The organism is Mesorhizobium sp. B2-8-1 (genome assembly GCF_006440955.1).
In the GTDB taxonomy this organism is placed as follows: domain Bacteria; phylum Pseudomonadota; class Alphaproteobacteria; order Rhizobiales; family Rhizobiaceae; genus Mesorhizobium.
In genome coordinates this window covers 110,809-135,822 of the sequence record NZ_VFTX01000003.1, presented here as the reverse complement: position 1 = coordinate 135,822, position 25,014 = coordinate 110,809, and the positions used below count along the sequence as shown (strand labels likewise).

General features: G+C 64.5%; 31 protein-coding genes and 1 tRNA gene. 10 read left to right on the top strand and 22 right to left on the bottom strand.

Annotated features, from left to right (window positions below; genetic code table 11):
* Positions 1 to 55 precede the first annotated feature (55 nt).
* From FJ428_RS09030 to gcvA, 4 genes are all read right to left on the bottom strand, one after another.
* Positions 56 to 880 (bottom strand): carbohydrate ABC transporter permease, encoded by an 825-nt coding sequence (locus FJ428_RS09030; RefSeq protein WP_140491348.1) that lies wholly within the window; start codon positions 878 to 880, stop codon positions 56 to 58.
* 11 nt (positions 881 to 891) lie between these two features.
* Positions 892 to 1,764, bottom strand: coding sequence for a sugar ABC transporter permease (locus FJ428_RS09025; RefSeq protein WP_140491346.1), 873 nt, complete (start codon positions 1,762 to 1,764; stop codon positions 892 to 894).
* A 124-nt stretch (positions 1,765 to 1,888) separates the two neighbouring features.
* Positions 1,889 to 3,199: a sugar ABC transporter substrate-binding protein gene (locus FJ428_RS09020; protein WP_140491344.1), complete on the bottom strand. Its 1,311-nt coding sequence runs from the start codon at positions 3,197 to 3,199 to the stop codon at positions 1,889 to 1,891.
* A 212-nt stretch (positions 3,200 to 3,411) separates the two neighbouring features.
* Complete coding sequence (gcvA, locus tag FJ428_RS09015; RefSeq protein WP_140524183.1) at positions 3,412 to 4,317, bottom strand: transcriptional regulator GcvA; 906 nt, start codon at positions 4,315 to 4,317, stop codon at positions 3,412 to 3,414.
* A gap of 110 nt (positions 4,318 to 4,427) precedes the next feature.
* Between gcvA and FJ428_RS09010 the strand changes: the two genes are divergently transcribed.
* Positions 4,428 to 4,613 carry a hypothetical protein gene (locus FJ428_RS09010; protein WP_140514372.1) on the top strand — a complete coding sequence of 62 codons (186 nt, stop codon included), beginning with the start codon at positions 4,428 to 4,430 and terminating at the stop codon, positions 4,611 to 4,613.
* Positions 4,614 to 4,660: 47 nt separating this feature from the next.
* Here FJ428_RS09010 and FJ428_RS09005 read toward each other — a convergent pair whose 3' ends face one another.
* Positions 4,661 to 5,620 carry a sugar-binding transcriptional regulator gene (locus FJ428_RS09005; protein WP_140491340.1) on the bottom strand — a complete coding sequence of 320 codons (960 nt, stop codon included), beginning with the start codon at positions 5,618 to 5,620 and terminating at the stop codon, positions 4,661 to 4,663.
* Between the two features lie 255 nt (positions 5,621 to 5,875).
* Between FJ428_RS09005 and FJ428_RS09000 the strand changes: the two genes are divergently transcribed.
* Positions 5,876 to 6,508, top strand: coding sequence for an HAD family phosphatase (locus tag FJ428_RS09000; protein WP_140491338.1), 633 nt, complete (start codon positions 5,876 to 5,878; stop codon positions 6,506 to 6,508).
* Between the two features lie 3 nt (positions 6,509 to 6,511).
* Here FJ428_RS09000 and FJ428_RS08995 read toward each other — a convergent pair whose 3' ends face one another.
* The 9 genes from FJ428_RS08995 to ureC all read right to left on the bottom strand — a co-directional run bounded on the left by FJ428_RS08995 (position 6,512) and on the right by ureC (position 13,290).
* Entirely contained in the window at positions 6,512 to 7,279 is a 768-nt protein-coding gene (locus FJ428_RS08995) for a class II aldolase and adducin N-terminal domain-containing protein (protein WP_140491336.1), read from the bottom strand.
* A 77-nt stretch (positions 7,280 to 7,356) separates the two neighbouring features.
* On the bottom strand, positions 7,357 to 7,998 hold the full coding sequence (gene ureG, locus FJ428_RS08990) for an urease accessory protein UreG (RefSeq protein ID WP_140491334.1): 642 nt from the start codon (positions 7,996 to 7,998) through the stop codon (positions 7,357 to 7,359).
* Positions 7,995 to 8,435, bottom strand: coding sequence for a DUF3995 domain-containing protein (locus tag FJ428_RS08985; RefSeq protein ID WP_140879317.1), 441 nt, complete (start codon positions 8,433 to 8,435; stop codon positions 7,995 to 7,997). Before FJ428_RS08985 ends, ureG begins: the two co-directional genes overlap by 4 nt.
* Positions 8,432 to 9,103, bottom strand: a complete 672-nt coding sequence (locus tag FJ428_RS08980; protein WP_140879474.1) for an urease accessory protein UreF — start codon at positions 9,101 to 9,103, stop codon at positions 8,432 to 8,434. The genes FJ428_RS08985 and FJ428_RS08980 overlap by 4 nt, the downstream gene beginning before the upstream one ends.
* On the bottom strand, positions 9,096 to 9,668 hold the full coding sequence (ureE, locus tag FJ428_RS08975; protein ID WP_140879316.1) for an urease accessory protein UreE: 573 nt from the start codon (positions 9,666 to 9,668) through the stop codon (positions 9,096 to 9,098). The genes FJ428_RS08980 and ureE overlap by 8 nt, the downstream gene beginning before the upstream one ends.
* Positions 9,665 to 10,270, bottom strand: coding sequence for a glutathione S-transferase family protein (locus FJ428_RS08970; RefSeq protein WP_140879315.1), 606 nt, complete (start codon positions 10,268 to 10,270; stop codon positions 9,665 to 9,667). The genes ureE and FJ428_RS08970 overlap by 4 nt, the downstream gene beginning before the upstream one ends.
* Before the next feature lie 45 nt (positions 10,271 to 10,315).
* Positions 10,316 to 10,909, bottom strand: coding sequence for a hypothetical protein (locus tag FJ428_RS08965; RefSeq protein ID WP_140491326.1), 594 nt, complete (start codon positions 10,907 to 10,909; stop codon positions 10,316 to 10,318).
* A 50-nt stretch (positions 10,910 to 10,959) separates the two neighbouring features.
* Positions 10,960 to 11,448, bottom strand: a complete 489-nt coding sequence (locus tag FJ428_RS08960) for a DUF29 domain-containing protein (protein WP_140491324.1) — start codon at positions 11,446 to 11,448, stop codon at positions 10,960 to 10,962.
* Between the two features lie 126 nt (positions 11,449 to 11,574).
* A complete protein-coding gene (ureC, locus tag FJ428_RS08955) occupies positions 11,575 to 13,290 on the bottom strand; it encodes an urease subunit alpha (RefSeq protein WP_140563962.1) in 1,716 nt (571 codons plus the stop codon).
* Positions 13,291 to 13,454: 164 nt separating this feature from the next.
* Between ureC and FJ428_RS08950 the strand changes: the two genes are divergently transcribed.
* Together FJ428_RS08950 and FJ428_RS08945 are read left to right on the top strand one after the other, a co-directional pair.
* Positions 13,455 to 13,832, top strand: coding sequence for a hypothetical protein (locus tag FJ428_RS08950; protein ID WP_140514392.1), 378 nt, complete (start codon positions 13,455 to 13,457; stop codon positions 13,830 to 13,832).
* 132 nt (positions 13,833 to 13,964) lie between these two features.
* On the top strand, positions 13,965 to 14,453 hold the full coding sequence (locus tag FJ428_RS08945) for a hypothetical protein (RefSeq protein ID WP_140491319.1): 489 nt from the start codon (positions 13,965 to 13,967) through the stop codon (positions 14,451 to 14,453).
* Between the two features lie 80 nt (positions 14,454 to 14,533).
* On the opposite strand, the gene FJ428_RS08940 is transcribed toward FJ428_RS08945, so the two are convergent.
* Genes FJ428_RS08940 through FJ428_RS08920 form a run of 5 tightly spaced genes read right to left on the bottom strand, consistent with a single transcriptional unit; the run spans position 14,534 to position 16,903 of the window.
* Complete coding sequence (locus tag FJ428_RS08940) at positions 14,534 to 14,839, bottom strand: urease subunit beta (RefSeq protein ID WP_140491317.1); 306 nt, start codon at positions 14,837 to 14,839, stop codon at positions 14,534 to 14,536.
* A gap of 6 nt (positions 14,840 to 14,845) precedes the next feature.
* On the bottom strand, positions 14,846 to 15,433 hold the full coding sequence (locus FJ428_RS08935) for a HupE/UreJ family protein (RefSeq protein ID WP_140879314.1): 588 nt from the start codon (positions 15,431 to 15,433) through the stop codon (positions 14,846 to 14,848).
* Positions 15,434 to 15,464: 31 nt separating this feature from the next.
* Entirely contained in the window at positions 15,465 to 15,719 is a 255-nt protein-coding gene (locus FJ428_RS08930; protein ID WP_140524172.1) for a DUF1272 domain-containing protein, read from the bottom strand.
* 10 nt (positions 15,720 to 15,729) lie between these two features.
* The gene (locus FJ428_RS08925; protein WP_140729614.1) at positions 15,730 to 16,032 is read right to left on the bottom strand and encodes an urease subunit gamma; all 303 of its coding nucleotides are present in this window, start codon (positions 16,030 to 16,032) and stop codon (positions 15,730 to 15,732) included.
* Between the two features lie 28 nt (positions 16,033 to 16,060).
* Positions 16,061 to 16,903 (bottom strand): urease accessory protein UreD, encoded by an 843-nt coding sequence (locus FJ428_RS08920; RefSeq protein WP_140493415.1) that lies wholly within the window; start codon positions 16,901 to 16,903, stop codon positions 16,061 to 16,063.
* A gap of 202 nt (positions 16,904 to 17,105) precedes the next feature.
* Here FJ428_RS08920 and FJ428_RS08915 point away from each other — a divergent pair, with 202 nt between their 5' ends.
* From FJ428_RS08915 to FJ428_RS08905, 3 genes are all read left to right on the top strand, one after another.
* Complete coding sequence (locus FJ428_RS08915; RefSeq protein WP_140491308.1) at positions 17,106 to 17,360, top strand: acyl carrier protein; 255 nt, start codon at positions 17,106 to 17,108, stop codon at positions 17,358 to 17,360.
* A gap of 4 nt (positions 17,361 to 17,364) precedes the next feature.
* Positions 17,365 to 18,573 carry a beta-ketoacyl-[acyl-carrier-protein] synthase family protein gene (locus FJ428_RS08910; protein ID WP_140563585.1) on the top strand — a complete coding sequence of 403 codons (1,209 nt, stop codon included), beginning with the start codon at positions 17,365 to 17,367 and terminating at the stop codon, positions 18,571 to 18,573.
* A 192-nt stretch (positions 18,574 to 18,765) separates the two neighbouring features.
* Positions 18,766 to 19,470 (top strand): glutathione binding-like protein, encoded by a 705-nt coding sequence (locus FJ428_RS08905; protein WP_140879313.1) that lies wholly within the window; start codon positions 18,766 to 18,768, stop codon positions 19,468 to 19,470.
* Between the two features lie 62 nt (positions 19,471 to 19,532).
* On the opposite strand, the gene FJ428_RS08900 is transcribed toward FJ428_RS08905, so the two are convergent.
* The 3 genes from FJ428_RS08900 to FJ428_RS08890 all read right to left on the bottom strand — a co-directional run bounded on the left by FJ428_RS08900 (position 19,533) and on the right by FJ428_RS08890 (position 21,789).
* Positions 19,533 to 19,850, bottom strand: coding sequence for a hypothetical protein (locus FJ428_RS08900; RefSeq protein ID WP_140559001.1), 318 nt, complete (start codon positions 19,848 to 19,850; stop codon positions 19,533 to 19,535).
* A gap of 94 nt (positions 19,851 to 19,944) precedes the next feature.
* Entirely contained in the window at positions 19,945 to 20,556 is a 612-nt protein-coding gene (locus FJ428_RS08895; RefSeq protein ID WP_140655359.1) for a nucleoside triphosphate hydrolase, read from the bottom strand.
* A 129-nt stretch (positions 20,557 to 20,685) separates the two neighbouring features.
* The gene (locus tag FJ428_RS08890; RefSeq protein WP_140879312.1) at positions 20,686 to 21,789 is read right to left on the bottom strand and encodes a hypothetical protein; all 1,104 of its coding nucleotides are present in this window, start codon (positions 21,787 to 21,789) and stop codon (positions 20,686 to 20,688) included.
* 272 nt (positions 21,790 to 22,061) lie between these two features.
* Here FJ428_RS08890 and FJ428_RS08885 point away from each other — a divergent pair, with 272 nt between their 5' ends.
* The 3 genes from FJ428_RS08885 (at position 22,062) to FJ428_RS08870 (ending at position 24,896) form a co-directional block, all read left to right on the top strand.
* Positions 22,062 to 22,892 carry a D-alanyl-D-alanine carboxypeptidase family protein gene (locus tag FJ428_RS08885; protein ID WP_224519056.1) on the top strand — a complete coding sequence of 277 codons (831 nt, stop codon included), beginning with the start codon at positions 22,062 to 22,064 and terminating at the stop codon, positions 22,890 to 22,892.
* 746 nt (positions 22,893 to 23,638) lie between these two features.
* Complete coding sequence (locus FJ428_RS08875) at positions 23,639 to 24,562, top strand: DUF1003 domain-containing protein (RefSeq protein ID WP_140879311.1); 924 nt, start codon at positions 23,639 to 23,641, stop codon at positions 24,560 to 24,562.
* A 257-nt stretch (positions 24,563 to 24,819) separates the two neighbouring features.
* Positions 24,820 to 24,896: transfer RNA gene (locus FJ428_RS08870), tRNA-Arg, on the top strand.
* The last annotated feature ends 118 nt before the right edge of the window (positions 24,897 to 25,014 follow it).

Below are 25,014 nucleotides of genomic sequence, written 5' to 3'. Positions count from 1 at the left end.
CCCGGTGGATTTCCGTCCGCCGCCTGGCGCACGCTGCTACTTCACGGCGCCGCCCCTACTTCACCGCACCGAAGGTCAGGCCGCGCACCAGTTGCTTCTGGCTGAACCAGCCCATGATCAGGATCGGCGCGATCGCCAGCGTCGAGGCGGCCGAGAGCTTCGCCCAGAACAGGCCTTGCGGGCTGGAGAAGGAGCTGATGAAGGCGGTCAAGGGTGCTGCTTCCGTCGTGGTCAGCCGGATCGTCCAGAACGCTTCGTTCCAGGCCAGGATGATGTTGAGCAGCATGGTCGAGGCGATGCCCGGCACCGCCATGGGTGTGAGCACATAGATGATCTCGTTCCACAGCGAGGCGCCGTCCATGCGCGCCGCTTCCAGGATCTCGCCGGGGATTTCTCGGAAATAGGTGTAGAGCATCCACACCACGATCGGCAGGTTGATCAGCATCAGCATCACCATCAGGCCGATGCGGCTGTCGAGCAGGCCGGTGTCGCGGAAGATCAGGTAGATCGGAAACAGCACGGCCACGGCCGGCATCATCTTGGTGGACAGCATCCACATCAAAATGTCCTTGGTCCGCTTGGTCGGCGAGAACGCCATCGACCAGGCCGCCGGAATGGCGACCAGCAGGGCCAGGATGGTCGAGCCGACCGAGAGCAGCACCGAGTTCAGGAAGAACTTGAAATAGCCGTTCTGCGCCTGGACCTCGGAATAGCTCTCGAAGGTCCCGGACGGGATCAGGTTGAAGCCCTGGATCGCCTCCTGTTCCGACTTGAACGAGGTGATGATCGTGTAGAGGATCGGGAAGAAGATCAGCAAGGCGACGATCCAGGCGGCAGCCGTCGCGATCGTCTTGTGCCGGGTTGTGACTGCGCGTGCCATCTTTTCCTCCCTTATCTGTCCAGGTTCTTGCCGACGGCGCGCATGGCGAAGAAGGCGACGATGTTGGCGAGAATGACCGCGATGATGCCGCCGGCGGAGGCCTGGCCGATTTTGAATTCGAGCAGCGCCTTCTGGTAGACCAGGAAGGGCAGGTTGGTGGAGGCGTATCCCGGGCCGCCATTGGTGGTGACGAGGATCTCGGCATAGACCGAAAGCAGGAAGATCGTCTGGATCAGGATGACGACGGTGATCGCGCGCGACATGTGCGGCAGCGTCAGGTAGATGAAGCGGCTGATGAAGCCGGCGCCGTCCATCTCGGCGGCTTCCTTCTGCTCGCCGTCCAGCGACTGAAGCGAAGTCAAAAGAATGAGCGTCGCGAAAGGCAGCCACTGCCAGGCGACGATGATGATGATGGCGGTCAGCGGATATTGTCCGAACCAGTCTATGGGCTGGAGGCCAAAGAACCGCGCTATGTCGGCGAAGACGCCGTATTGCGGATGCATGATCATGTTCTTCCAGACCAGTGCCGCCACCGGCGGCATGACGAAGAACGGCGAGATGACGAGGATGCGCACGATGCCCTGGCCCCACATCGGCTGGTCGATCAAAAGCGCCAGCAGGATGCCTCCGACCACGGTGATCACAAGCACGCTGACGACGATCAGCAGCGTGTTCAGGATCGATTGCAGGAAGGCCGGGTTGGAATAGAACAACGCGTAATTGGAGAAGCCGACGAAGCCGTCGCGGATCGGATTGAGCGGATTGTACTGCTGGAAGGAGAACCAGAGCGTGAGCGCCAGCGGAACGACCATCCAGACGAGCAGCAGGACGACGGATGGCGCCATCATGAAACGGGCAAGCGAACGGGTCTGCTGAGTAGCCATGACGGTCACCCTTCAAGGATCGGACGGAATTTTCTCGAGCTGTCGGAAGTGGCCGCCCGAACTGGGTTTCGGGCGGCCGTTGCCGGCCATGATCGGCGACCGGCCTTAGGCACCGGGAGGAGCCTTACTGGATGTAGCCGCCCTCGGTCATCGCCGCGGTTGCGGCGTCCTGGGCCTGCTTTAGCGCGTCGTCGACGCTCGACTGGCCGGCAAGGGCTGCCGAGAACAGCTGGCCGACGGTGGTGCCGAGGCCCTGGAATTCGGGGATGGCGACGAACTGCACGCCGACATAGGGCACCGGCTTGACGGTCGGATGCGTCGGGTCGGCAGCATTGATGGAGTCCAGCGTCATCTTGGCGAACGGAGCCGCCTTCTGGTACTCTGGATTGGCATAGAGCGAGGAGCGCGTTCCCGGCGGAACGTTGGCCCAGCCTTCCTTCGAGGCGACCAGTTCTGCATAGTGCTTGCTGGTTGCCCATGACACGAACTTCTCGGCGGCATCGGCCTTCTGCGTGCCGGCGGGAATGGCCAGCGACCACGCCCACAGCCAGTTGCCGCGCTTGCCGAGCCCATTGTCAGGCGCCAGTGCGTAACCGACCTTGTCGGCGACCTGCGAGGCCTTGGGATCGGAGACGAAGGAGGCGGCGACGGTGGCGTCGATCCACATGCCGCACTTGCCCTGCTGGAACAGCGCCAAATTCTCGTTGAAGCCGTTGGAGGACGCTCCCTCGGGGCCGTCGGCCTTCATCAGGTCGACATAGAACTGCAAAGTGTTCTTCCATTCGGGCTGGTCGAACTGCGGCTTCCAGTTCTCGTCGAACCAGCGCGCGCCGAAGGAGTTCGACATGGCGGTCAGGAAGGCCATGTTCTCGCCCCAGCCGGCCTTGCCGCGCAGGCAAACGCCGTTCACGCCATTGGCGCGGTCGGTCATCTTGTCGGCGGCCTGCTTGATGAAGTCCCAGGTCGGCGCGTCGGGCATCTTCAGCCCTGCCTTCTCCATCAGGTCCTTGCGGTACATGACGAAGGAGCTTTCGCCGTAGAAGGGCGCGGCATAGAGCTTGCCGTCGACCGAGAGGCCGCCGGCGATCGCCGGGATGATGTCCTTGGCGTCGTAGTCGTCGCCGAGCTTGTCGAGCGGCAACAGCCAGCTCTGCTTGGCCCAGATCGGGACCTCGTAGGTGCCGATGGTCATCACGTCATACTGGCCGCCCTTGGTGGCGATGTCGGTGGTCACGCGCTCGCGCAGCACGTTCTCTTCCAGCGTCACCCAGTTGAGCTGGATGTCGGGGTTCGCCTTGGTGAAGTCGTCGGTCAGCTTCTGCATGCGGACCATATCGCCATTGTTGACGGTGGCGATGGTGATGGATTCGGCATGTGCCGCGAACGCGAGCGCGCTGGCCGAGCACAAGCCCAGGATGAGCGTACGAAGTTTCATCAAATTCCTCCCATGGACCAAGATGAGCATTTGCCTTGGCTGTGAGCAATTACTCACTAAGAATGAATTATGTCAAGCCAGATTCGATGGTGCAGCGCACACTCGATGGAGGAGCGCCGACCTGGCGCGTTGCAAATGGCCGTCCCGCAGGCGCGGACCGGGCGACAACGGCGATCTGGATGGAGCGCGGTTTTGATCCTGGAGTTAGCCGGTCAGCAGGCGATCTCGGCCAGGATCCAGTCGCGGAAAGCGCGGATCTTCGGCACGTTGCGGCGCGCCTCCGGATAGACCAGCCAGTAGGCGTGGCCGTCGTCGCCGACCAGGTCGAAGGGCTGGATCAGGCGGCCGTCGGCGAGTTCCGCCTTGAACAGCGCCCTGGTCAGGACCGCCACGCCATGGCCTGCGATGGCCGCATTGGCCTCATAGGCCTGCGCGCCCATGCTGCTGCCGGGGCGCTTGGCAAGGTCATGGCTTTGCACGCCCGCAGCCTCGAACCATTGCGTCCACCAGATGTCGCCGGGATCGAGGATAGGCAGCTTGAGCAGATCGGCCGGTTCCTTGACGCCGCCGATGCTCGCGGCGAGCTTGGGGCTCAGCATCGGCGTGAAATCGGCGTCGAGCAGCTTGTAGGCCTCCAGTCCCGGCCATTTGCCGCCGCCCGAGCGGATGGCAAGGTCGACATCCTCGCGGGCGAAATCGGTCAGGCGGCTGGATGTGTCGAGCCGCACGGCAAGGGCGGGATGCGCGATCTGGAACGAACCCAGATGATGCGCCAGCCAGTTGGAGGCAAAGGTCAGCACCGTGGTGACGCACAGCAGACCGTCCGCCCCGCCGCGCGCCGCCGCATAGGCCTGGCCGAGTATGGCGAAGGCCTCGCTGACCGCCGGCGCCAGGCGCTGTCCGGCTTCGGTGAGCTCGATCTGTCGCGGCCGGCGCAGGAAAAGCGGCGCGCCGACCCGCTCCTCCAGCACCTTGATCTGATAGCTGACCGCTGCCTGCGTCATCGCCAGTTCCTCGGCCGCTTTGGTGAAGGACAGATGCCGCGCCACCGCTTCGAACACCCGGATCGCCTGCAGCGGCGGAAGCTGCGCAACCTGTCGCGAGCTGAGATCCGGCATAAAGCCTCCTTATGGGTCCTTATCGACGTTCGATTGGCAAAGGCGGCCGGCAAGACCGACATTCATCCTCAGCCCGTCACTCGGGTTGAAGATAGCGAAGGTTGACGATCATGACCATGGCGCAGCAAAAATGCACTCCCGCTCCGGATCATCGCTGGATTTCATGGCTTGCGGACGGATTCGGCTGGTTCGCGACCAGGAAAAAGGCGCATCTCGACATCAGGGACCTGTCACCGCACTTGCGGCGGGACCTTGGCTTCCTCGACGGCAACGACCCCTTCGGACGGCATGGATAGCCCGCCCGGATTTTATCGCAAATCGATGTTGCCTCGAGGCTTTTGGCTCATCCGCTCGCCAGCAGGGCGGCGGCGGTTCGTTCGTCGGTGATGAGGCCGTTGACCAGCCGGCGGTTCACGGCCGCCAGGATGCCCGGCAGCTTGCGTTCACCCATGGCGAGCGCGATGACCAGCGACTTCTCGCGTGACGGCAGGGCCGCCGACGACACCCGGTCGTTGGTGATGCCCTCGATCATGCGGCCGTCGCGATCGAACACCCAGCCGACAATTTCGGCGACGCCGCCGGCCTTCTGTAGCGCCTTCAGCTCGGCGTCGGAAATGAAGCCGTCCTCATAGAGCGGCGCCTTCGGGCCGAGGTCGCCGATGCCGACGAAGGTGACGTCGGCCTCCGCGGCCAGCGCCAGCGTCGGCTGGATCATCGGCTGGCTGAGCAGCATCTCGCGTTCTTGCGGCGAGGAGGCGATGACCGGTAACGGCATCGGGAACGACCGCGCCTTCACCCTGTCGGCCATGGTGAAGATGACGTTGTAGAAAGCGGCCGAACCGTCGGGCGAGATATTGCCGGTCAGGGACACCACCTTGTGCTGTGGGCACTCCATCGGCGGCAGTTGCTCGATCGCCGCCTTCAGCGTACGGCCGGTGCCGATCGCCAGCACGATCGGCGCCGGCGATCTCAGCCGCCTCTCGATTTCCGCTGCCGCCGCCTCGGCGATGCCGATCGTCGTCGACGACGAGGTCGGGTCGCTCGGCACCACCTCCACCAGGTCGAGCGCGAAGCGCGACTTCAGGCGGGCGGCGAGGTCGAGGCAGTTGGCGATCGGATGGTCGACGCGCACCTTGATCAGGCCTTCCGACACTGCCAGCGACACCAGCCGCTGCGCGGTCTGCCTGGAGATGCCGAGCGTGGCGGCGATCTGGTCCTGCGTGTTACCGGCGACGTAATAAAGCCAGCCCGCGCGCGCGGCATCGTCCAACCTGTTGCTGCCGCCCTCCTGCCGGTTGTTCACGTCCTGCCTCCCGAAACCGCCGGTCATGGAACCGGTCGCGCCTACTTTCGCAGGGAACCGCGCGCTGCGCAATTGTCAAATCGCCAGGGCAATTGCTTGCGCATGCGGGCGTGGGATCGGCCGGATCATCGGCGGCCTGGGGATTCCACGGCAGGCAAAAGGAGGATTTCCGTTCCGACAGGTGGCACGTTCTGCCGTCCGGATGGTTTATCTCGCGGGGTAAACCCTTTAAGGGAACGCCAAAAGGAGCGTTGCATGACACCGAAAGCGGTTTTCTGGGACATGGACGGCACGCTGGTCGACAGCGAACCGCTGCACGAAGCAGCCCTGGTGGCGGCGATGCGCAATGTCGGCCTTCAGCCTCCGCCCGACCTGCATGAGCGCGTTCTCGGGGTCGCTGCCTGGCCGGTCTACCTGATGATGCGCGACGAGTTCGGCCTGGATCTGCCCTTCGACGAGTGGATCGTCCATAAATACGAGCATTATCTGCCGCTTGTCACGACATTGAAGCCGCGCCCCGGTGCGATCGAGATCTTCAACGAATTGCGCGCACTTGGCGTGCAGCAGGCCGTGGTCTCGAATTCCGACCGCATGATCGTCGACGCCAATCTGCACATGGTCGGCCTGATCTATCCAGGCATGAAGACCATCAGCCGCAACGACGTGCGCGAAGGCAAGCCGCAAGCCGAGCCGTTCCTGCGCGCCGCCTATCTGGCCGATGTCGATCCCGCGAACGCGGTGGCGGTCGACGACAGCTGGCCGGGCGCCATGGCGGGGCTGGCGGCAGGCATGAAGACGATCTTCTGGCCGGAAAAACCGATGGACGGCCCGCCCGGTGCGGTGGTCATCAACAGCGCCGAGGAATTGCGGGCTGAACTGGGGCTTTAAACCTCAGTTCCGATAGACCGGCTCCTGCTCGTCGAGGATCGCCTTCAGTTCGCTGAGATGCCGCTCGGCCTGGCCGGGATAGTCGTCCATTTCGCGTGCCGCCTTCTCGGCGATGGCGTCGGAAAGCGTGCGCAGCGGCCGCCCGGTCCACAGCGCCTTGATGTAGGTCTCGGCGGCGCGTTCGAAATAGAACATGCGATTGAAGGCGTCGGCCACCGTGTCGCCGATGACCAGCACGCCGTGATTGCCCATCACCATTACCTTGACCTTGGGGTCGGTCAGGAGCTGCGAGCAGCGCTCGCCCTCTTCCTCGAAGGCCAGACCGCCATAATGGGCGTCGACCACATGGCGGTTGAAGAACATCGCCGAATTCTGGTCGATCGGCGGCAGCCTCGAATCGGCGAGCGAGGCCAGCACGGTGGCGTGGATGGAATGCACATGCATGACGCAGCGCGCATGACGGACGTTGCGGTGGATGGCGCCGTGCAGGCCCCACGCCGTCGGGTCGGGCGCATTCGGGCCGGACAGCGTCTCGGGATCGTTGGCGTCGATCATCAAAAGGTCGCTCGCCTTGATGCGCGAGAAGTGCACCTGATTGGGGTTCATCAGGAATTTTGTGCCGTCCTCGTTGACCGCCAGCGAGAAATGGTTGGCCACCGCCTCGTGCATGTTGAGCCGCGCCGTCCAGCGGAAGGCGCAGGCAAGATCGACGCGCTCCTCGTAGAAGGGCAGGTTGGTCAGCGGTTCCTTTTGCAGGCGGGCGATGCTCATCGAAAAATCCTCCGGGTTTTAGGAACAATGCCGTGCCCTGCTTGTGCCCGCAACCGGTTTCGGTTGGTGCAGCCGGCTCACGCCGCCGTGCTTGCGGCGGTCCCGAGCCTCAAGCCGCCATGCTCGACGATGAAATCGATCACCTCCCGCAACCCCTTGCCGCGCGACAGGTCGGTGAAGCCGAACGGCCGCTTGCCGCGCATGCGGGTGGCGTCGCTCTCCATCACGTCGAGATTGACGTTCACATAGGGCGCCAGGTCGCTCTTGTTGATGATCAGGAAATCGGAACGGGTGATCGCCGGACCGCCTTTCCGCGGGATCTCCTCGCCCTGGCAGACGGAGATGACATAGAGCGTGAGATCGGCGAGATCCGGCGAGAAGGTGGCGGCAAGGTTGTCGCCGCCGGATTCGATGAAGATGATGTCGAGATCGGGGAATTTGCGGTTGAGCTCCGCGATCGCCTGCAGATTGATCGAGGCGTCCTCGCGGATGGCGGTGTGCGGGCAGCCGCCGGTCTCGACGCCGACGATGCGCTCTTCCGGCAGCGCCTGCAGCCGCGCCAGCATCATGGCGTCTTCCCTTGTGTAGATGTCGTTGGTGACGACGGCGATGGAGAATTCCTCACGCAGCGCCTTGCACAGTTTCTCGGTGAGCGTCGTCTTGCCCGAACCGACGGGGCCGCCAATGCCGATGCGAAGGGGACCGTTGGGCTGCGTCATGTCGGGAACTCCGTGATGGCGAGAACTGCGAAGCCGAGCCCGATCAGCAGGCACAGCGGCGAATAAAGGCTCCTATCGAGCCGCGCGAAAGGCTGTTCCGGTGCCAGCCGGCGCCACCGGGGCGTGAAGCCGGCAATGCCGCGTCCGAGAAACACCAGCCCGATCAGCAGCGCGGTGGCGGCGAGGCCTTCCCTGGGAAAGGGCGAGGCAAACACACCCTCCAGAGCCATCGGCCAGAGCGTTGCCAGCGCCAGGCAGGCGGCGACGGCAAAGCAGGCGAACGGCGCCGGCATCTCGTCGACGCCGCGAAAGCCGACGACCGCATGCGCGCAGGACGCTGCATCCTTGCCCGGCCAGATCCCGCCAATGCCCCAATAGACGTGCAACGTGGTGATCACCAGCAGGACGAATGAGAGGACGAAGGCAAGGACAATCATGAGCGGAACAATCGCGAATACTGGGTTTCGTGCTGCATCGCCACAACGTCCGAGACAAAGGCGCAACCGCCGAGATCGTCCATTGTCGAGCGGGATGCGCGGGCGGCGGTCGCAAGGGCCAGTACTTCGAAGCTGGCGAGCAGCATCACGGCGTCGCTCTGGCCGATGACACCCAGCCGGATTGCAGCCTGGACGAGATTGGAGAAGAAGGCCTGCAGGAAGGCGGACAGGGCGTCCGGCAAGGCGATGCCGTTTCCGCCGGCGACCGCGCCTACGGCGACGCAATAGGCACACTCCGCCGGCAGGCGCGCCCGCACCGGGTTGGGCCACGCCGCCGCGGCCTTCAGGAAAGCAGCACCTTGCAGCATCGTCTCGGCATGGCGCTCGCGCGACCCGGCCAACGCCTCGGCCAGTGCGGCGACTTCGGCCAGATGGCCGCCATCGCGGGCGTTGCGCCAGCTCACCGCGAACAGCACTGCATCGTTCCAGGCGGAGCCCATCTCAACCAGCGTTTCAAGCCAAGCGGCGAGGCCCGCCGCATCGGTCACCAGCCCATCATGCACGGCGCGTTCGAGGCCATGGCTGTAGGAAAAGCCGCCGACCGGAAAGACCGGCGACAGCCATGCCATCAATCGCAGCAGGGCGATGCCGGATGGCTGATCAGTCATGGTGATCATGGTGGTCGTGCGAATGGTTGTGCGAATGCGACCCGCCGTGGCTGTGCGCTTCGGCGTGGCTATGGGCGTGCGCATGGCCGTGGTCATGGCCGCCGGAATACGCGCCCCGCACCGGCTTGAACGGTTCGGAAACCTCGCTCACCGTGGCGCCCAGGCCTTGCAGCATCGGCTTGATGACATGATCGCGCAGGATGAGGATGCGCTCCGCCTCTATCGCCGCCGCGAGATGGCGGTTGCCGATATGCCAGGCAAGCTCGGCCAGATGCACGGCGTCGCGGGCGCGGACATCATAGACCTCCTCCGGCGCCGCGATGATCTCGACATGGCGGCCGTCTTCCAGCACCAGCCGGTCGCCGTCGTTGAGGGCGACGGGCTCCGGCAGGTCGACCAGCACCTTGCTGCCGTCGGACAATTCGATCGCCCGGCGGCGCAGATGCCGCTCGTCATGGGCAAGAACGGCACGACCGGATGGCGCCGTGGTGCCGGCATTGCCGGAGGTCAGCACCGAGATGGCGCGCGGGAACTTCGTGAAGTCGGTGTTGAGGTTGAGCTTCATTTCATGGCTCCGCCATTGGCTTGCGCCCGGGCACGGGCAGGGCGTGAAAGCACGCGGTCGAAATAGGCGTTGACGCGTTCGGATTCTATTGGAAAGCGGCCGGCTCTGGCCCAGCCGCCCATGTCGCCGAGCAGCACGTCGACAGCCGAGAACCGGTCGCCGAGCGCGAACGGCTTGTCGCCCAGCCGGCGCTCCAGCGCCTTGACCTCGGAGGCGAAATCGTAAGCGGCCGCGGGGCCGACGTCGACCCGGACCTCCCTGGGCAGCAGAAAGCGGTGGCGCAATTTGTTCCACAGCGGCGCCTCGAACTCGCTCTGGGCAAAATGCATCCAGGAATCCATTTCGGCGCGGCCTGCGAGACCGGGACTGGCGCCCATGCCCTTATCCGCGTGCTTATCGGCGAGATAGACGCAGATCGCCGCCGAATCCGTCAGCGTCAGCTCGCCGTCGATCAGGATCGGCACCTTGCCCGAGGGGTTGAGCGCATAGGCTTCGGGCGAGCGCAGGGGAATTTCGACGAATTCATAGGCCTGCCCGAGTTCTTCGAGCATCCACAGAACACGGCTGACCCGGGATCCACGCGATCCGACGGCCTTGTACATGGTTGAACCCTGCCTTTCCCGGTCAGCCTAGAGCATCCGCGGCCGTCATACGATCGTGTCGAACAGCCGCAGGATGAACGATATCTGATAGATCAGCGCCGCGGCGACGAAGGCGATGTGAAAGCGGCGGTCGCGCACCAGGATCGCGGCGATGCACAGCGCGACGAAGACTGGCGTGCGGAACAGATATTCGTTGCCGAAGCGGGCGAAATGCTCCGGCCCCTTCAGCAGCGTGTCGATCACGTCGAGCACGTAGGTCGCGGCCAGCAGGCCGAAGAACCAGGCGCGGCGCGAATAGAAGAAATCCTCATAGCTGGTGTAGTCGAGCATCGAATCCGGAAACAGCAGCGCGCAGAGCAGGAACAGGGTGATGGCGTAGAAGATGATGAACAGGTACTTGCCGAAGGTCCATGTTTCGATGGCGTAGAGGCCGAACTCCCACCACCAGAAATGCACCAGCATCAACAGCACCGAAGCGACCCAGGCCAGATGCACCGTATAGAGCCGGTACTGGCCGGGATGCTGGACGATGCGCGCCACCCCCGACAACAGGCGCGCGACGCCGAGCCCGATCACCATGCCCATGACGATGCGGATATGCGGGAAGATGTCGTGGGGCGAAGCTATTTCGGTGGCCATGCCGAATGCTCGCCAGGTGATGGAACGTCCGTCAACACACCACTATCAGTCTATTCGCGCATAAGGTTGTCTGAAGACCACGGTGATCCTGGGAAATAATCATCGTCCAAGATTTCCTTGATCCCATAGGGGCAATGGACAGGGAAATCCCGATCTCTCAGGCCTGTTTCGTCCAATGCCTTTAATCTTGCTATCTTGAACTCTCGATCGAGCACCTGCGCAGGATATTTTTTGAGGCTCGGACTTTCATCAAGCAGGCCCTCAATCCGAAGCCGTTGCTCCCGAATTGTCAGCAACCAGCCCGTTTTGCGCTGCTCAGACTGAAACTCCCATTTCAGCAAGTGAAGGACCAAAGTGCCAAGCCTGCTCGCAATTTCCCTTTTGTCGCTCCGCCCCAAGCTCTCGATCTCCTCGGCAACATTCTCACGATCGAGGTCGGAAAGACGACCTTCGCGCAGCAACGCGCCCTGCTCGGCGCACCACTGAGCATAGTCGGCCTCGTAGGGCGTCAATTGCTGTTTGCGAAATATCTTGTTCATTGAGGAGATATTGCTCCCAAAGTGCACAATTTCCAAGTCCGCGGAGAACGAGTGGGCCCATTCGGGCAGTCGGCACAACCCACTCACCGCCGCATTTAACGAGGGCAATGGCTCGCGGCGATCTTATCAAAACAGAAAATATCGCTGAGCCATCGGCAGCACCGTCGCTGGTTCGCAGGTCAAGAGTTCGCCGTCGGCACGAACCTCGTAAGTCTCGGGATCGACTTCGATATGCGGCGTGGCGTCGTTGAGCACCATCGAATGCTTGCCGATGCCGCCACGCGTGTTTTCGACCGCGACGAACTGCTTGTCGACGCCGAGCCGGCCGTGCAGACCGGACTCCAGTGCCGCCTTCGAGACGAAGGTTACCGACGAGTTGGTCCGCGCCTTGCCATAGGCGCCGAACATCGGCCGGTAGTGCATCGGCTGCGGCGTCGGGATCGAGGCGTTGGGGTCGCCCATCGGCGCCGCCGCGATCATGCCCCCGATCAGCACCATATCAGGCTTGACGCCGAAGAAGGCCGGGTTCCACAGCACCAGGTCGGCGCGTTTGCCGACGGCGATCGAACCAATCTCCTTCGACAGCCCGTGCGCGATGGCCGGGTTGATCGTGTATTTGGCGATATAGCGGCGGACGCGGAAATTGTCGTTGTTGCCGGTCTCCTGCGGCAGCGAACCGCGCTGGCGCTTCATCTTGTCGGCGGTCTGCCAGGTCCGGATCGCCACCTCGCCGACGCGGCCCATCGCTTGTGAGTCCGAGGAGATGATCGAGAAGGCACCGATGTCGTGCAGAATGTCTTCCGCCGCGATGGTCTCCTTGCGGATGCGGCTTTCGGCGAAGGCGATGTCTTCCGGGATCGACGGCGACAGATGGTGGCAGACCATCAGCATGTCGAGATGCTCGGCCAGCGTGTTGACCGTGTAGGGCCGCGTCGGGTTGGTCGAGGACGGGATGACGTTGGGCAGGCCGCAGACCTTGATGATGTCGGGCGCATGCCCGCCGCCCGCGCCTTCGGTGTGGAAGGCGTGGATGGTGCGGCCCCCGATCGCCGCCACCGTGTTCTCGACGAAGCCGCTCTCGTTGAGCGTGTCGGTATGGATCATCACCTGAACGTCATGGTCGTCGGCGACCGACAGGCAGCAGTCGATCGCGGCCGGCGTCGTGCCCCAGTCCTCGTGCAGCTTCAGCGAGCAGGCGCCGCCCAGCACCATCTCCTCGAGCGCTGCGGGCAGGGAAGCGTTGCCCTTGCCCGACAGGCCGATATTCATCGGGAACGCGTCGAAGGACTGGATCATGCGCGCCATGTGCCATGGCCCGGGCGTGCAGGTGGTGGCGAGCGTGCCGTGCGCCGGGCCGGTGCCGCCGCCGAGCATCGTGGTGATGCCCGACATCAGCGCTTCCTCGATCTGCTGCGGACAGATGAAATGGATATGCGCGTCGAAGCCGCCCGCGGTAAGGATCTTGCCTTCGCCGGCGATGATCTCGGTGCCGGGGCCGATGATGATGGTGACGCCATCCTGCGTGTCCGGGTTGCCGGCCTTACCGATTGCCGCGATGCGGCCGTCCCTGAGGCCGATATCGGCCTTGAAGATGCCGGCGCTGGCGTCGATCACCAGCGCATTGGTAATGACGGTGTCGACCGCTCCTTCAGCGCGGGAAACCTGGCTCTGGCCCATGCCGTCGCGGATGACCTTGCCGCCGCCGAATTTCACCTCCTCGCCATGAATGGTGAAATCCCTCTCGACCTCGACGAAGAGTTCGGTATCGGCAAGCCTCACCCTGTCGCCGACCGTCGGCCCGTACATCTGCGCATAGGCGGCGCGGGTTATTCTGGCCATCAGTGATTGCTCCCGAATTGCGGTGCTGGTGAAACCGGGCTGCACATTGCTGCCATCCAATGGTCACGCAATGACCCGCTGGTCGACACCTTCTGATCCCATTTGGCGGTTGAGGTTGGAGGGTCACCCCAAAACGACCGTTTGCCAAATCGATGGAAGGAAAATCCATGCGCAAAACGATAGTTCTCGCCGCTGCCGCCACCCTGATGCTGGCGGGTGCCGCCAGTGCCCAGCAGCAGCCCGCGCAGCAGCCCGCTCCGGCAGCGCCGGCCGCGCCCGCCCCCGGCGGGCAGCAGGCCGCGCCGACGATCCAGAGCGTCAACATCGTCGACATCACCGAACTGCCGAAGGACACGCAGACGCAGGTCAACCAGGTGATCGCCCAGCGCGGCGATGCCGGCCTGCAGAAGCTGCGCAGCTCGATCGATGCCACGCCCAAGGTCAAATCCGCCCTCGAGGCCAAGGGAATGACCTCGGCGCAGGTGGTCGCGGCCAGCATGGAGCCCAACGGCGCCCTGACCCTGATCACCAAGAAGGCGAGCTGACGGCGCGCCTGCACGGCGGGCCGTCGTCCGGTCCGCCCGCGCTATCTGGAAGGGAACCTTGGCCGGGCAGGAGCCGTTTCGTTTCATCGGCGCTGAACGGCGCCGCGAAATGAACCCGTCCAGGAGCGAGCGATGGCGATCAATCCCGGCAAGAGACGGCTCTATGCCTTCGCCTCCATGGCATTCCTGGCGGTGGGCAGCCCCGGAGCCTCCCTTCACGCACAAGGGCTCGAAAGCCCTGAGACCGTCAACCGGATCATCGGCTCGGACGTCAAGCAGGAAGAAACCAGGAGCGATGCCGAAGCCGGCAAAGTTGCCAGGGCGATTGATCGGACGCGTGAAAACATCGGCACGGTGCGCAAGACATCCAAGCTCGACAAGGTCGATATCGTGTTCCTGACCGATGCCGCGCGCACCGAAGGCGGTCCGCCGCCGGCGATCGAAACCAAGGTCAAGCAGCATCAGGACGACATTGCGGAGCTGCGCAAGGAGATCGAGGCCAACGCGCTGCTGTTCAATGCCATCGACTCGCGACGCGTGCTTGCGCAGGACGTTCTCGCCGTGGAATTCGACGACCCCGGAAAAATCGTCATCTATGCGGCGGCCAAGCCGTCCGATTGAGCCGAGGGCACAACTCGCTTTCGTGCTCGCCCGAAAGCCCTTTGCCCTCTTTGCACGCCGCGCATGAGACGCCCTCGGCCTCACAGCCTGCCCATCACCTTCTGCTGAAAGCCATAGACCTCGCGCTTGCCGCCCAGCGGCACCAGCGTAACGTCGCGCTCCTGTCCGGGCTCGAAGCGCATGGCGGTGCCGGCGGCGATGTCGAGGCGCATGCCGCGCGCCTGTTCGCGGTCGAATTTCAAGCCCTCATTGGTCTCGAAGAAATGATAGTGGCTGCCGACCTGGATTGGCCGGTCGCCGCTGTTGGCCACTTTGAGCGTAACCGTCGGCAGGCCTTTGTTCAGGTCGATGTCGCCGTCGGCGGGAATGATTTCACCCGGGATCATCGTTCGTCACACGGCGCCGAGGACGAGGCCGAGCCCGATCGCCGTGCAGGCGGCACCAGCGGCCCGCATGAGCACGCGAAACCGCCTGCCGAGGCCAAGCCCGGCGGCGATGCCGGCGGCGTGCAGCAGCGCCGTGGCGACGGCAAAGCCGGCCATATATTCAAGCCCTGCGGCATTTTCCGGTACCTCGGTGCCATGGGCGTGACCATGAAACAGCGCGAACGCGCCGATGATGGCGACGCCGGCCGTGACAGGAAGATCGACGGCCAGCGCCACGAACAATCCGAGCGCCACCACCGACGCCAATATGCCCGGCTCGACGAAGGGCAGCGGCACATGCAGCATGCCGAGCGCGCCACCGACCAGCATGACGCCCACAAAGGCCGCCGGCCATGCCCACACCGCCTTGCCGCCTTTCTGTGCCGCCCACAGGCCGACCGCGACCATCACCGTCATGTGGTCGAGGCCGGAGAGCGGATGCATGAAGCCGGCCGCGAAGGAGGAGGTCGTGCCGGCCCCGACATGGGCGTAGGCGGGCATTGCGGCTGCCATGAGCAGAATCGCAGAGAGGCACAGGCGTTTGGCGGGGATCATTCTACTTGCCTTTCGTTGGTGAGCGCAGAGGTCACGCGGCCTCGCGCGGACCGCAGCTCTCGGCTTTGAGGACGCGCTTGGTCGAAGCGGGATACTTCTTCAGCATTGCCGGCGGACGGATCGGCCGTGCCGAAAAATTGCCGCCGCAATTGGGGCAGACGCCGCCGAGCACGTCTTCCACGCAATCGGCGCAGAAGGTGCATTCGAAGGTGCAGATTAGCGCATCCGTCGCCTCCGGCGGCAGGTCCTTGTCGCAGCATTCGCAGTTCGGGCGCAGCTCAAGCATATCTGTCTCCTCACCGTATCGGCTCATGCACGGTCACCAGCTTGGTGCCGTCGGGGAATGTCGCCTCCACCTGCACGTCATGGATCATCTCGGCGATGCCTTCCATCACCTGGGCGCGGCTGACGACGTGGGCGCCGGCTTCCATCAGCTCGGCGACGGGACGGCCGTCGCGGGCGCCTTCGACGACGAAGTCGGTGATCAGCGCGATCGCCTCCGGATGATTGAGCTTGACCCCGCGCTCCAGACGCTTGCGCGCCACGACCGCCGCCATGGCTATCAGCAGCTTGTCCTTTTCCCTCGGCGTCAGGTTCATGCGTTTCCCTGAAATGATGCGGACACGATCACAGTGACCATATTTTGGGCAGCCCCGCCTTTCCGTTGAGCAAGCCGACGAGCGGAACCAGATGCTGGCGCAGCCGGTAGCCGTCGCCGGCATACAGCCTCGCAAGAAGCTTGCCAGATTCCTGCACGCTCCAGGTGCTGGCGCCGCCCTGGCCGCCGATGATCTCCCGAACCGGATCGAGAAGCGCTTCCGCCCGCGGCGAGATCAATAGCACCGTCGCCATGGCGACGGCGCCGCCGGCAATCGGTGGGCGCGCCAGGGTCGCGGCGATGTCGGGCCCGATGCGGAAATCCTCGGCATGGATGAGAGCCCCGCCCCGGCGGACGCGCCAGCGGTCGTGAAAGCCGCCCTGGACCGCGCGTTCGCCCATCGCCGTCCGGCCGAAGACGGTGGCTTCCAGCACCAGCGCCTCGGCGCCGGCGGCAAGATCAAGGTCGAGCGTGCGGGCAAAGGCCGATCGGTCGAAAACGATGGTCTCCTGCGGCAGCCAGGCGACGCGGCCGTTTTCGCCGACCGTTAGCCGGACGCTGACTTCGGCCCGGTCGGAAGCGGCGCGATAGATTTTCTCGCAGGCCTGCGTCGTTATCGTGGCGCTGGCATGCGCGCCGACGTCGATCTCCCAGCCGAGGCGGTCGCCTCCGGTCAGCCCGCCCGCGGTGTTGATCAGCACGGCTTCCAGCGGGCCGCCGGAAACGGCCGGCATCCTTATCTTGGCGGAACCGTCCTGATAGAGGCGGCGCAGCCGTGTGCGGCCGTCTTGACTGGCGCAGACGAGCTGCGCCAGTCCGGCCGCCCGCTGCGCCGGCGGGGCCGAAAATCCGGTATGTTCGATCGTATCCACGCCGTCAGGTTAAGCACCGCGGCGGTTTTGTCGATATATAGCTTGTTGCTTGATGGCGTTTCCGTTTCTATAGAGGGAGCCACCTTGGTACGCTCATGCGACGCCTGGCGGGGGTCCAAGGCGACGGTCGCGGCCTGATATCGAGGACAAAAAGGCGCTGTTCAGTTGGCGTCGGGAAACGACAAAGTGGGGAAGAAACCGAATGGCTGACCAACTGGCGACCGAAATCATCGAAAAGATCAAGGCTCATGCCGAGCCGGGCGGCGAGGAGATCACCACCAGCACCGAATTGACGGCGCTCGGCATCCATTCGCTGGAACTGACCGAGATCATCTTCGATCTCGAGGAGCAGTATGGCATCGAGATCGAGATGAACACGGTCGATGCCTGGAGCAACCTGAAGAATGTTGGCGACATGGTCGAGGCCGTTCGCGCGCTGATCGCGAAAAAAGCCTGACCGGATGCACAAGCGCGTCGTCATTACCGGCATCGGCGGTTTGTGCGGGCTTGGCACCGACGTGCCGGCGATCTGGACCGAGATGCGCGCCGGCCGCTCGGCGATCGGCCCCATCGATAACCCGTTCCTGCACGATTTGAAGGTCAAGATCGGCTGCGAGATCAAGGGGCTGCCCGACCATGGCATCGAGCGCAAGCAGCTGGTCTCGATGGACCGTTTCAGCCTGTTGGCGGTGATTGCCGCCCGCGAAGCCTTACAGCAGTCCGGTTTGGCCGCCCATGCGGACAATACCTACCGCATGGGTGCCGTTATCGGCATCGGCGTCTGCGGCTTCGAGACGGTCGAGGAGAACTATCGCGCCATCCTGATCGAGGGCAAGAATCGCGCCGGCATCTTCACGGTGCCGAAGGTCATGCCGGGCGCCGCCGCCGGCCAGGTCAGCATGCATCTCGGCCTGCGCGGACCGGTGTTCGGCGTCACTTCGGCCTGCTCGTCGGCCAACCACGCCATCGCATCGGCGGTCGACCAGATCAGGCTCGGCCGCGCCGACGTCATGGTCGCCGGCGGCACCGAGGCGCCGCTGGTCTGGGGCGTGCTGAAGGGGTGGGAGGCGCTGCGCGTGCTGTCGCCCGATACCTGCCGGCCGTTTTCGGCCGATCGTCAGGGTCTGGTGCTCGGCGAAGGCGCCGGCATGGCGGTTCTGGAAAGCTACGATCACGCGGTGGCGCGCGGCGCAAACATCCTCGCCGAAATCGTCGGCGCCGGCCTCTCGGCCGATGCCTCCGACATCGTTGCGCCGACCATAGAAGGGCCGGAAGCGGCGATGCGCTTCTGCCTGGCGGACGCCGGGTTGAATCCCGAGGACATCGATTACCTCAATGCGCACGGCACCGGCACCAAGGCCAATGACCAGATCGAGACCGCCGCGATCAAGCGCGTCTTCGGCGAGCACGCGCGCTCGCTTTCCGTCTCCTCGACCAAGTCGATGCATGCCCATTGCCTTGGCGCCTCGGGCGGGCTGGAGATGATCGCCTGCGTGATGGCGATTCGCGAGGGCGTGGTGCCGCCCACGGCGAATTTCCGCGAGGCCGACCCCGATTGCGATCTCGACGTGACGCCGAACGTCGCGCGCGAGCGTAAGGTGCGCGCCGCCATCAGCAACGGCTTCGCCTTCGGCGGCACCAATGCGGTGCTGGCGTTCAAGGCGATCTGATCCCGGCGATCATGCACTGCTCGGCAGGTCAATCTGCCGGCTCCCGATGCCGGCATCATTCGATTTGTTGACTGTGCGTGCACGGCCAAACGCCTGACGCCGCATTGATCGTGCCGGGGCGTGCGCCTAATTCTTTGCCGACCCCACCCAGACCGCGCCGCTCGGTGCGAAATCCCCGCCCAGGAGTTCTCGATGGCCGACCTGTCCGCCTTTCCAATCACCGCCCGCTGGCCGGCCAGGCATCCGGACCGGATCCAGCTCTATTCGGCGACGACCCCGAACGGGGTGAAGATATCGATCGCCCTGGAAGAGATCGGCCTGGCCTACGAGCCGCATTATGTGGACATCGGCAAAAACGAAAGCTGGACGCCGGAATTCCTGTCGCTCAATCCCAACGGCAAGATACCGGCGATCATCGATCCGAACGGTCCCGACGGCAAGCCGATCGGCCTGTTCGAGTCCGGCGCCATCCTGCTCTACCTCGCCGACAAGACCGGCCTGCTCTTCCCGGCGGACGCGGCGCGGCGCTACGAGACGATCCAGTGGGTGTTCTTCCAGATGGCGGCCGTCGGCCCGATCTTCGGCCAGGTCGGCTTTTTCCACAAATTCGCCGGCCGTGAGATTGCCGACAAGCGGCCGCTGGAGCGCTACCGCGATGAATCGCGCCGCCTGCTCGGCGTTCTCGACGGCAGGCTGAAGGGTCGCAGATGGATCATGGACAATGACTACACCATCGCCGACATCTCGCTCATCGGCTGGGTGCGCAACCTGATCGGCTTTTATGAAGCGTGCGACCTCGTCGGCTTCGATGATTTCGCGCATGTGGCGGCATGGCTGGAGCGCGGCCTGGCGCGGCCGGCGGTGCAGAAGGGCCTGACAATCCCGGCAAAGGGCTGAAGCTGCCTGACCGCCTGGGGCGGCGGAGACGTCACCGCCTCAGCCGATGTAACTCGGCTGGGCTATTTCGCCTTGGCTTTCGGGCCGCCCTTGCCCATCACGGAAGCCGCCAGCGAAGCGGCGCCGCGCGCCGTCGCCACCACCGCGCCGGCCGCGACGCTTGCCACGGTGCGGACGGCGCCGGATTTCTCTGGCGCCGGCTTGCGCGCGCTGGCCGGCTTTGCGGCCGCGGCCGCGACCTTCCGAGGCGCGGCCTTGCCGAAGCTGGGCTTGGCGTCCTTCGAACGTTCGGCGATCGCCGGACCAGCGCCGGCTTTCGCCTGCGTCGTCTTCGTCGTCCTGGTCTTGGCGGTCGCGGGTTTTCTTGCCTTGGTTGCCATTGCAAAATCCCCTTACGCAGGACAATCGGTTCCCCGCCATAACGGTGCGAAACCCCTTAAGGTTCCCGTCGAAAAATACCGACAATTAAGCAGGTTAACCAATCACCAGGTCGGCCGCCCGGCGCCGCGCCAGCACGCGTTCGATGTTGGGCATGTCGTTGGAGGCGATCCAGGCGCGCGCATCCTCCTCGGAGCGGCCATGTTCGTGCCAGCGCTCCATCAGCCGGCGCTCGAGTTCGTTGCGCGGCACCTCGACGAAGATGGAGAAATCGAACAGTGGCGCCAGCCGCGACCACGGCTCCTCGTCGAGCAGCAGATAATTGCCCTCGACCAGGATGAATTTGGTCTCCGCGCCGATGATCGCGGCCGCGGCGCGCGACAGTTCCATGGTGCGGTCGAACACCGGGATGGCGATGTCGGGCTCTCCCGCCCGGATGCGCTTCAGAAGCGTCTCGAAGCCGCCGAAGTCGAACGTATCCGGCGCCCCCTTTCGCGTGCGCAGCCCGCGCCGGTTGAGGACGACGTCGTCATAGTGGAAGCCGTCCATCGGCACGACCTCCACGGCGCCTTCCGGCAACAGATCGTGCAGGCTCGCCGACAATGTCGACTTGCCGGCCCCCGGGGGCCCGGCAATGGCGACGACGAAGCGCTTTGCCTTGCCGGCGCGCTTGAAGATGGTGGCCGCGAGATGGGCGATTTCGGACATGGCGGCCTCGCTTGCCCCTGATGGTTGGAGCGACCGTTATTCTGGCCGCACTCGGCGGAAATTTCAAACCGGCATTTTGGGTAAGGTGCGGTGGTCAAGTGTCGAAAAGCCGACGTTCGAAGCATCCACTCAACCAGCCGCAGCCTGCCCGATGCGCAGGAAACCGCTGTCGAACGGCACCTCCCGCGCCGAGCCTCCGCCCAAGAGCCGCATGCGGCCCTCCGCCGTGGTGACCTCTTGCGGCGGCTCGCCGCCCGCCAGCGGCAGTGCGCCGATGACATGGCGGAAGGAGACGCTGGCGCCTTCGCCGAGCGCGAACGCCGTCGCCACGCCTTCGCGCGTCAGCCAGTTGTCGCCGATCGAGGCGGCATGGCCTATCGCCGTGCGCCCGTCCTCGATGCCGAGCACGCCCAGATGCCGGCCGCTCCAGGGCGCGTAGTCGCGGCCGCCATTGCTGAACCACAGCATGGTGACCGGCAGCTCCGCCGGGTTCTTCAGCACCAGAATTAAGTCGTCCTCGGCCCGGCGCGCCAGGGCCGTCCAGCCCGGCCCGCCATGATCGGCCTCGACCAGCGTGACAAAATCCTCGCGCCAGTCATCCATGCGGTAATCCGTCAGGTCGAGCGTGCCGCCGTCGGCGGCGGGAAAATGGCCGAGATCGCTGCTGCGTCCGGGATAGGCGAGCAGGAAGCGGCCGCGCGCGGGGTCGGTCTCCAGCGGATCGGCGGGCGAGGCCGCGAAGCGTTTTGGCGAAAAGGCCAGCCGGCCGCCATCCGTCATCGCTGTCATCGGATGATGGGCGACCGAGATCGCGCCGTGGCCGCCGGAAAACACATGTTCCTGATAGAGGAAGGCATGGCCGTCGCGCAGCGTCAGGATCTTGTCGACGGTCGCGCCCATGACCTTGCGGCGCAGCCGGAAAACGGCTCGCCAGCCGCCGTCCACGGCGCTGCTTTCGGTGACGTCCCAGGCGCTGTTGGCCGGCCAGCCATGCAGCGGTGCTTCCTCGACGTCGCTGCGCGAAAACGGCGCGCACAGGAAATCGCCGGACAGCCGCACCGTGCCCTCGGGCAAGTCGGCCGGCAGCGTCTCGCGTGGCGCGCCGACCCAGGGTGCGCGGTGCAGCGGCCGCAATTGGCGCCCGCCATTCTCGATCACCATGTCGGCGACATGGCCGACCGTGGTGTCCAGCGAAACCGAAATGCCGCGTGCCTTGAGGGTAACCGTATCCATAGCGCTCTCATCGAATCCGAAGGCGCAACAAGAACCGTTCGCCGCCGGTTGCGCAAGCGCCGCGACCGGCATTTTGCATCATCCTAGGAACGCAAGCTTGCGAAAGCAGACAAAGCTGGGGCTACCGCTATTAACCAAATGGACGCAGCCGGCGGGTTACGTTAGCTTCGCCGCATCTCAGCAACAGCCCAGCCAGAACAGACCTGTCCTTGTCCCCCTTGCGTCGCCTTCCGCTCGTCCAGAGACTTTTCGTCGCCCTTGGCCTGTTGCTGATGGCTGCGGGCTGCTCGACCACGACACCGCCGGACTCTGTGCTCGCCGTGCCGGCGCCGCCGCAGAAATACGCCGCCATCGTCGTCGATATCAGAAGCGGCAAGCAGCTGTTCGAGGTCAATTCGAGGGCGCAGCGCTATCCGGCCTCGCTGACCAAGATGATGACGCTCTACCTCCTGTTCGAGGCGATGGAGAGCGGCCGCGTCTCCAAGGAAACGCAGATCCCGGTCTCCGACCATGCCGCCTCGCAGCCGCCGACCAAGCTGCGATTCCGGCGCGGGGAAACGATCGACGTCGACTCCGCCATCCGCGCCATCGTCGTCAAGTCGGCCAATGACGTGGCGGTGGCGGTGGGCGAATATCTCGGCGGCTCGGAGGAGCAGTTCGCCGCCATGATGACGTCGAAGGCGCGCCAGCTCGGCATGACCAGCACCATTTTCCGCAACGCCTCGGGCCTGCCCGACGACGGCCAGGTCACCAGCGCGCGCGACATGGCGGTGCTCGGCATGGCGCTGCACCAGCGCTTCCCCCAGCATTTCCACTATTTTTCCGAAAGCGACTTCATGTTCCGCGGCCGGCTGGTGCGCGGCCACAACGACATGCTCGGCCGCGTGCGCGGCGTGAACGGCATCAAGACCGGCTATATCAGGGCTTCCGGCTTCAACATCGTCACCTCCTACGAAGCCGACGGCCGCCAGCTGATCGTGGTGGTGATGGGCGCCGACAGCGCCCGCCAGCGCAACGACCATGTCGAGGCGCTGATCCAGCGCAACCTATCGCCGGCGGTTGCCGACGCCCCGACCAGGGTGATGTACGCCGAACAGCAGTGAACGGGCGAGCTGCGGGGCTGCCTCGCTTCGGACCAGCTTGCTCAACTATCGAAGTCAGTGCCGCCCCTCATCGCCCTGCCGGGCACTTCTCCCCGTATAGTGACGGGGAGAAGGGGCTGGCCGCAACCTCGGCACCCTTTTTGCAGCGTTGGTGATGGGCGAAACCGGCGATAACAGCCCCTCTCTCCCCGTTCTACGGGGAGAGATGTCCGGCAGGACAGTGAGGGGCGGCGCAGTCGCTCGAAAGCGGGCGATGGCGTCCACTTGACCCGATAGGAATTTTTTCTTGACAGGTTGAAGGCAACTATGCTACTATTCTCGCTATGGTGCTGATTTGCGCCGGCCACCCGCCGCAAGGCGGGTTTTTGTTGCCGTCGCTCAGGCGCCAGCCGATCACTTCGTCGGAGCAAGGAGCGTAGCGACGCGGCGCGAGGATCCATGCCGCGACTCGGCAGGCGCCGCAACGGTTCGCAATTCTGCTCCACCGCCGCCAATGCCACGGAATGGATCCAGGCTCCGCGACGGAGCTTCGCCCCCGTTATGGTTTTCCCCAGGGGTTGATAACGATTTCATAGAGCCGCCGCCAACCTCGAATGTCTCTCTACCAGCCCCGAAAGGCGGCCCGCTGCCCCTTCCTGTCACGCAATCGTCCGCAAGGCGTGGCATAGGCATGCCAAATCGCCGCGATGCTGGCTAAGCATCGCCGCATCGGTCTATCGTCTTCCACCACAGCAGGAGCCCGCATCATGAGCACTCTCCCCAAGGCGTCCGAGCAGCAGGCGGCGGACAATGACAGCGGCGGCGAATATTTCGAGGCGCCGACCACGGGGGAGGACCTGCATGGGGTTTCGGACGAGCATTTCGACACGCCGGAGGTGCCGGACTCCGAGCCGGCCTTGCCCGGAGCCTCGCGGGCCAAGCCCAAGAAAAGACCGTCGGCGATCTCGGGCCGCAAATTCCGCAAGCGCGACCTGGTGCGCATCGACGATTTGCGCCCGAGCCTGGCCGACCGCATCCGCTCCGACCATCCGGACCTGCCGCATGGCGCCCGCATCAGCCGCGAGGAGCTCGGCCGCTACCGCATGCGCTACATGGAGGAGCTGCTCCAGCAGGAGCACGGCGAATTCTCCGAGCTCGACCGCCAGGTGGTGGAATCGATCGCCCGGCAGGACACGATTTCGGAAAACTCGGAAGAGGAGTTCGAGGAGCACCGCTCCTTCGCCGACCGAGTCTCCGACAACATGGCGGCCTTCGGCGGCAGCTGGTGGTTCCTGATCTCGTTCGCCAGCGTGCTCCTGGTGTGGATCGCCATCAACCTGTTCGAGGGCTTGAACCGCGCCTTCGATCCCTACCCCTTCATCCTGCTCAACCTGCTGCTCTCCTGCATCGCCGCCATCCAGGCGCCTATCATCATGATGAGCCAGAAGCGCCAGGAGGTGAAAGACCGCCTGCGCTCCTTCAACGACTACCGCGTCAACCTCAAGGCCGAGCTCGAAGTGCGCCATTTGCACGAAAAACTCGACTACCTCATCTCGCGCCAATGGACCCGCCTGGCCGAAATGCAGCAGATGCAGCTCGACGCCATGCATGAGCTGACCGGAGCGAAGAAGGCGAAGAGGGCGGCAAGGGGAGTGAGGAGGCGGGCGGTGCGAGGTGAGGCGGGCGGGTGAGGGAGGTTCCTCGCCCCACAAACTGGGGGCTCGAAGGACGGGCGAGACCCTGGGCTCGCCCCGGCAAGGTGGCTCGGCGAAGCCGAGACGGAGAGGGGGAGCGCCACATCCAACAGGCCCGCACCCGTGAAAGGACCAATCCACCCCACCAGGCGACGCCGCGCCAATCTCCAATTGCCCGTTGAAGCCCGCGCCCGCTTCCGCTAAGAAGCCGTGACTTGCCGGTTCACCCGGTTCGTTTTCCGGCCCGCCGGGAAGCACCCGTAGCTCAGCTGGATAGAGCGCTGCCCTCCGAAGGCAGAGGTCACAGGTTCGAATCCTGTCGGGTGCGCCAAGGAAATCGGGGGTCCGTTCCGGACACATAGGTTACGGTTTATACCGGAGACATGGGTGACACTTTTGGCCCGAAGGGCTTTGGAGTGGTTCAACCCTACGCGCCCAACCCTCCGATA

Excerpts from the sequence above, each read along its gene's own strand:
- FJ428_RS08895 (WP_140655359.1), bottom strand. The coding sequence starts at position 20,556 with ATGTCCGAAATCGCCCATCTCGCGGCCACCATCTTCAAGCGCGCCGGC.
- FJ428_RS09000 (WP_140491338.1), top strand. The coding sequence starts at position 5,876 with ATGACACCGAAAGCGGTTTTCTGGGACATGGACGGCACGCTGGTCGAC.
- FJ428_RS09025 (WP_140491346.1), bottom strand. The coding sequence starts at position 1,764 with ATGGCTACTCAGCAGACCCGTTCGCTTGCCCGTTTCATGATGGCGCCA.
- FJ428_RS08970 (WP_140879315.1), bottom strand. The coding sequence starts at position 10,270 with ATGTACAAGGCCGTCGGATCGCGTGGATCCCGGGTCAGCCGTGTTCTG.
- FJ428_RS08935 (WP_140879314.1), bottom strand. The coding sequence starts at position 15,433 with ATGATCCCCGCCAAACGCCTGTGCCTCTCTGCGATTCTGCTCATGGCA.
- FJ428_RS08995 (WP_140491336.1), bottom strand. The coding sequence starts at position 7,279 with ATGAGCATCGCCCGCCTGCAAAAGGAACCGCTGACCAACCTGCCCTTC.
- FJ428_RS09030 (WP_140491348.1), bottom strand. The coding sequence starts at position 880 with ATGGCACGCGCAGTCACAACCCGGCACAAGACGATCGCGACGGCTGCC.
- FJ428_RS09020 (WP_140491344.1), bottom strand. The coding sequence starts at position 3,199 with ATGAAACTTCGTACGCTCATCCTGGGCTTGTGCTCGGCCAGCGCGCTC.
- FJ428_RS08910 (WP_140563585.1), top strand. The coding sequence starts at position 17,365 with ATGCACAAGCGCGTCGTCATTACCGGCATCGGCGGTTTGTGCGGGCTT.
- FJ428_RS08875 (WP_140879311.1), top strand. The coding sequence starts at position 23,639 with ATGAGCACTCTCCCCAAGGCGTCCGAGCAGCAGGCGGCGGACAATGAC.
- FJ428_RS08950 (WP_140514392.1), top strand. The coding sequence starts at position 13,455 with ATGCGCAAAACGATAGTTCTCGCCGCTGCCGCCACCCTGATGCTGGCG.
- FJ428_RS08960 (WP_140491324.1), bottom strand. The coding sequence starts at position 11,448 with ATGAACAAGATATTTCGCAAACAGCAATTGACGCCCTACGAGGCCGAC.
- FJ428_RS08965 (WP_140491326.1), bottom strand. The coding sequence starts at position 10,909 with ATGGCCACCGAAATAGCTTCGCCCCACGACATCTTCCCGCATATCCGC.
- FJ428_RS09010 (WP_140514372.1), top strand. The coding sequence starts at position 4,428 with ATGACCATGGCGCAGCAAAAATGCACTCCCGCTCCGGATCATCGCTGG.
- FJ428_RS08945 (WP_140491319.1), top strand. The coding sequence starts at position 13,965 with ATGGCGATCAATCCCGGCAAGAGACGGCTCTATGCCTTCGCCTCCATG.
- ureG (WP_140491334.1), bottom strand. The coding sequence starts at position 7,998 with ATGACGCAGCCCAACGGTCCCCTTCGCATCGGCATTGGCGGCCCCGTC.
- FJ428_RS08890 (WP_140879312.1), bottom strand. The coding sequence starts at position 21,789 with ATGGATACGGTTACCCTCAAGGCACGCGGCATTTCGGTTTCGCTGGAC.
- FJ428_RS08915 (WP_140491308.1), top strand. The coding sequence starts at position 17,106 with ATGGCTGACCAACTGGCGACCGAAATCATCGAAAAGATCAAGGCTCAT.
- FJ428_RS08940 (WP_140491317.1), bottom strand. The coding sequence starts at position 14,839 with ATGATCCCGGGTGAAATCATTCCCGCCGACGGCGACATCGACCTGAAC.
- FJ428_RS08930 (WP_140524172.1), bottom strand. The coding sequence starts at position 15,719 with ATGCTTGAGCTGCGCCCGAACTGCGAATGCTGCGACAAGGACCTGCCG.
- ureE (WP_140879316.1), bottom strand. The coding sequence starts at position 9,668 with ATGAAGCTCAACCTCAACACCGACTTCACGAAGTTCCCGCGCGCCATC.
- FJ428_RS08925 (WP_140729614.1), bottom strand. The coding sequence starts at position 16,032 with ATGAACCTGACGCCGAGGGAAAAGGACAAGCTGCTGATAGCCATGGCG.
- FJ428_RS08885 (WP_224519056.1), top strand. The coding sequence starts at position 22,062 with ATGGCTGCGGGCTGCTCGACCACGACACCGCCGGACTCTGTGCTCGCC.
- gcvA (WP_140524183.1), bottom strand. The coding sequence starts at position 4,317 with ATGCCGGATCTCAGCTCGCGACAGGTTGCGCAGCTTCCGCCGCTGCAG.
- FJ428_RS08905 (WP_140879313.1), top strand. The coding sequence starts at position 18,766 with ATGGCCGACCTGTCCGCCTTTCCAATCACCGCCCGCTGGCCGGCCAGG.
- FJ428_RS08985 (WP_140879317.1), bottom strand. The coding sequence starts at position 8,435 with ATGATTGTCCTTGCCTTCGTCCTCTCATTCGTCCTGCTGGTGATCACC.
- FJ428_RS08900 (WP_140559001.1), bottom strand. The coding sequence starts at position 19,850 with ATGGCAACCAAGGCAAGAAAACCCGCGACCGCCAAGACCAGGACGACG.
- FJ428_RS08980 (WP_140879474.1), bottom strand. The coding sequence starts at position 9,103 with ATGACTGATCAGCCATCCGGCATCGCCCTGCTGCGATTGATGGCATGG.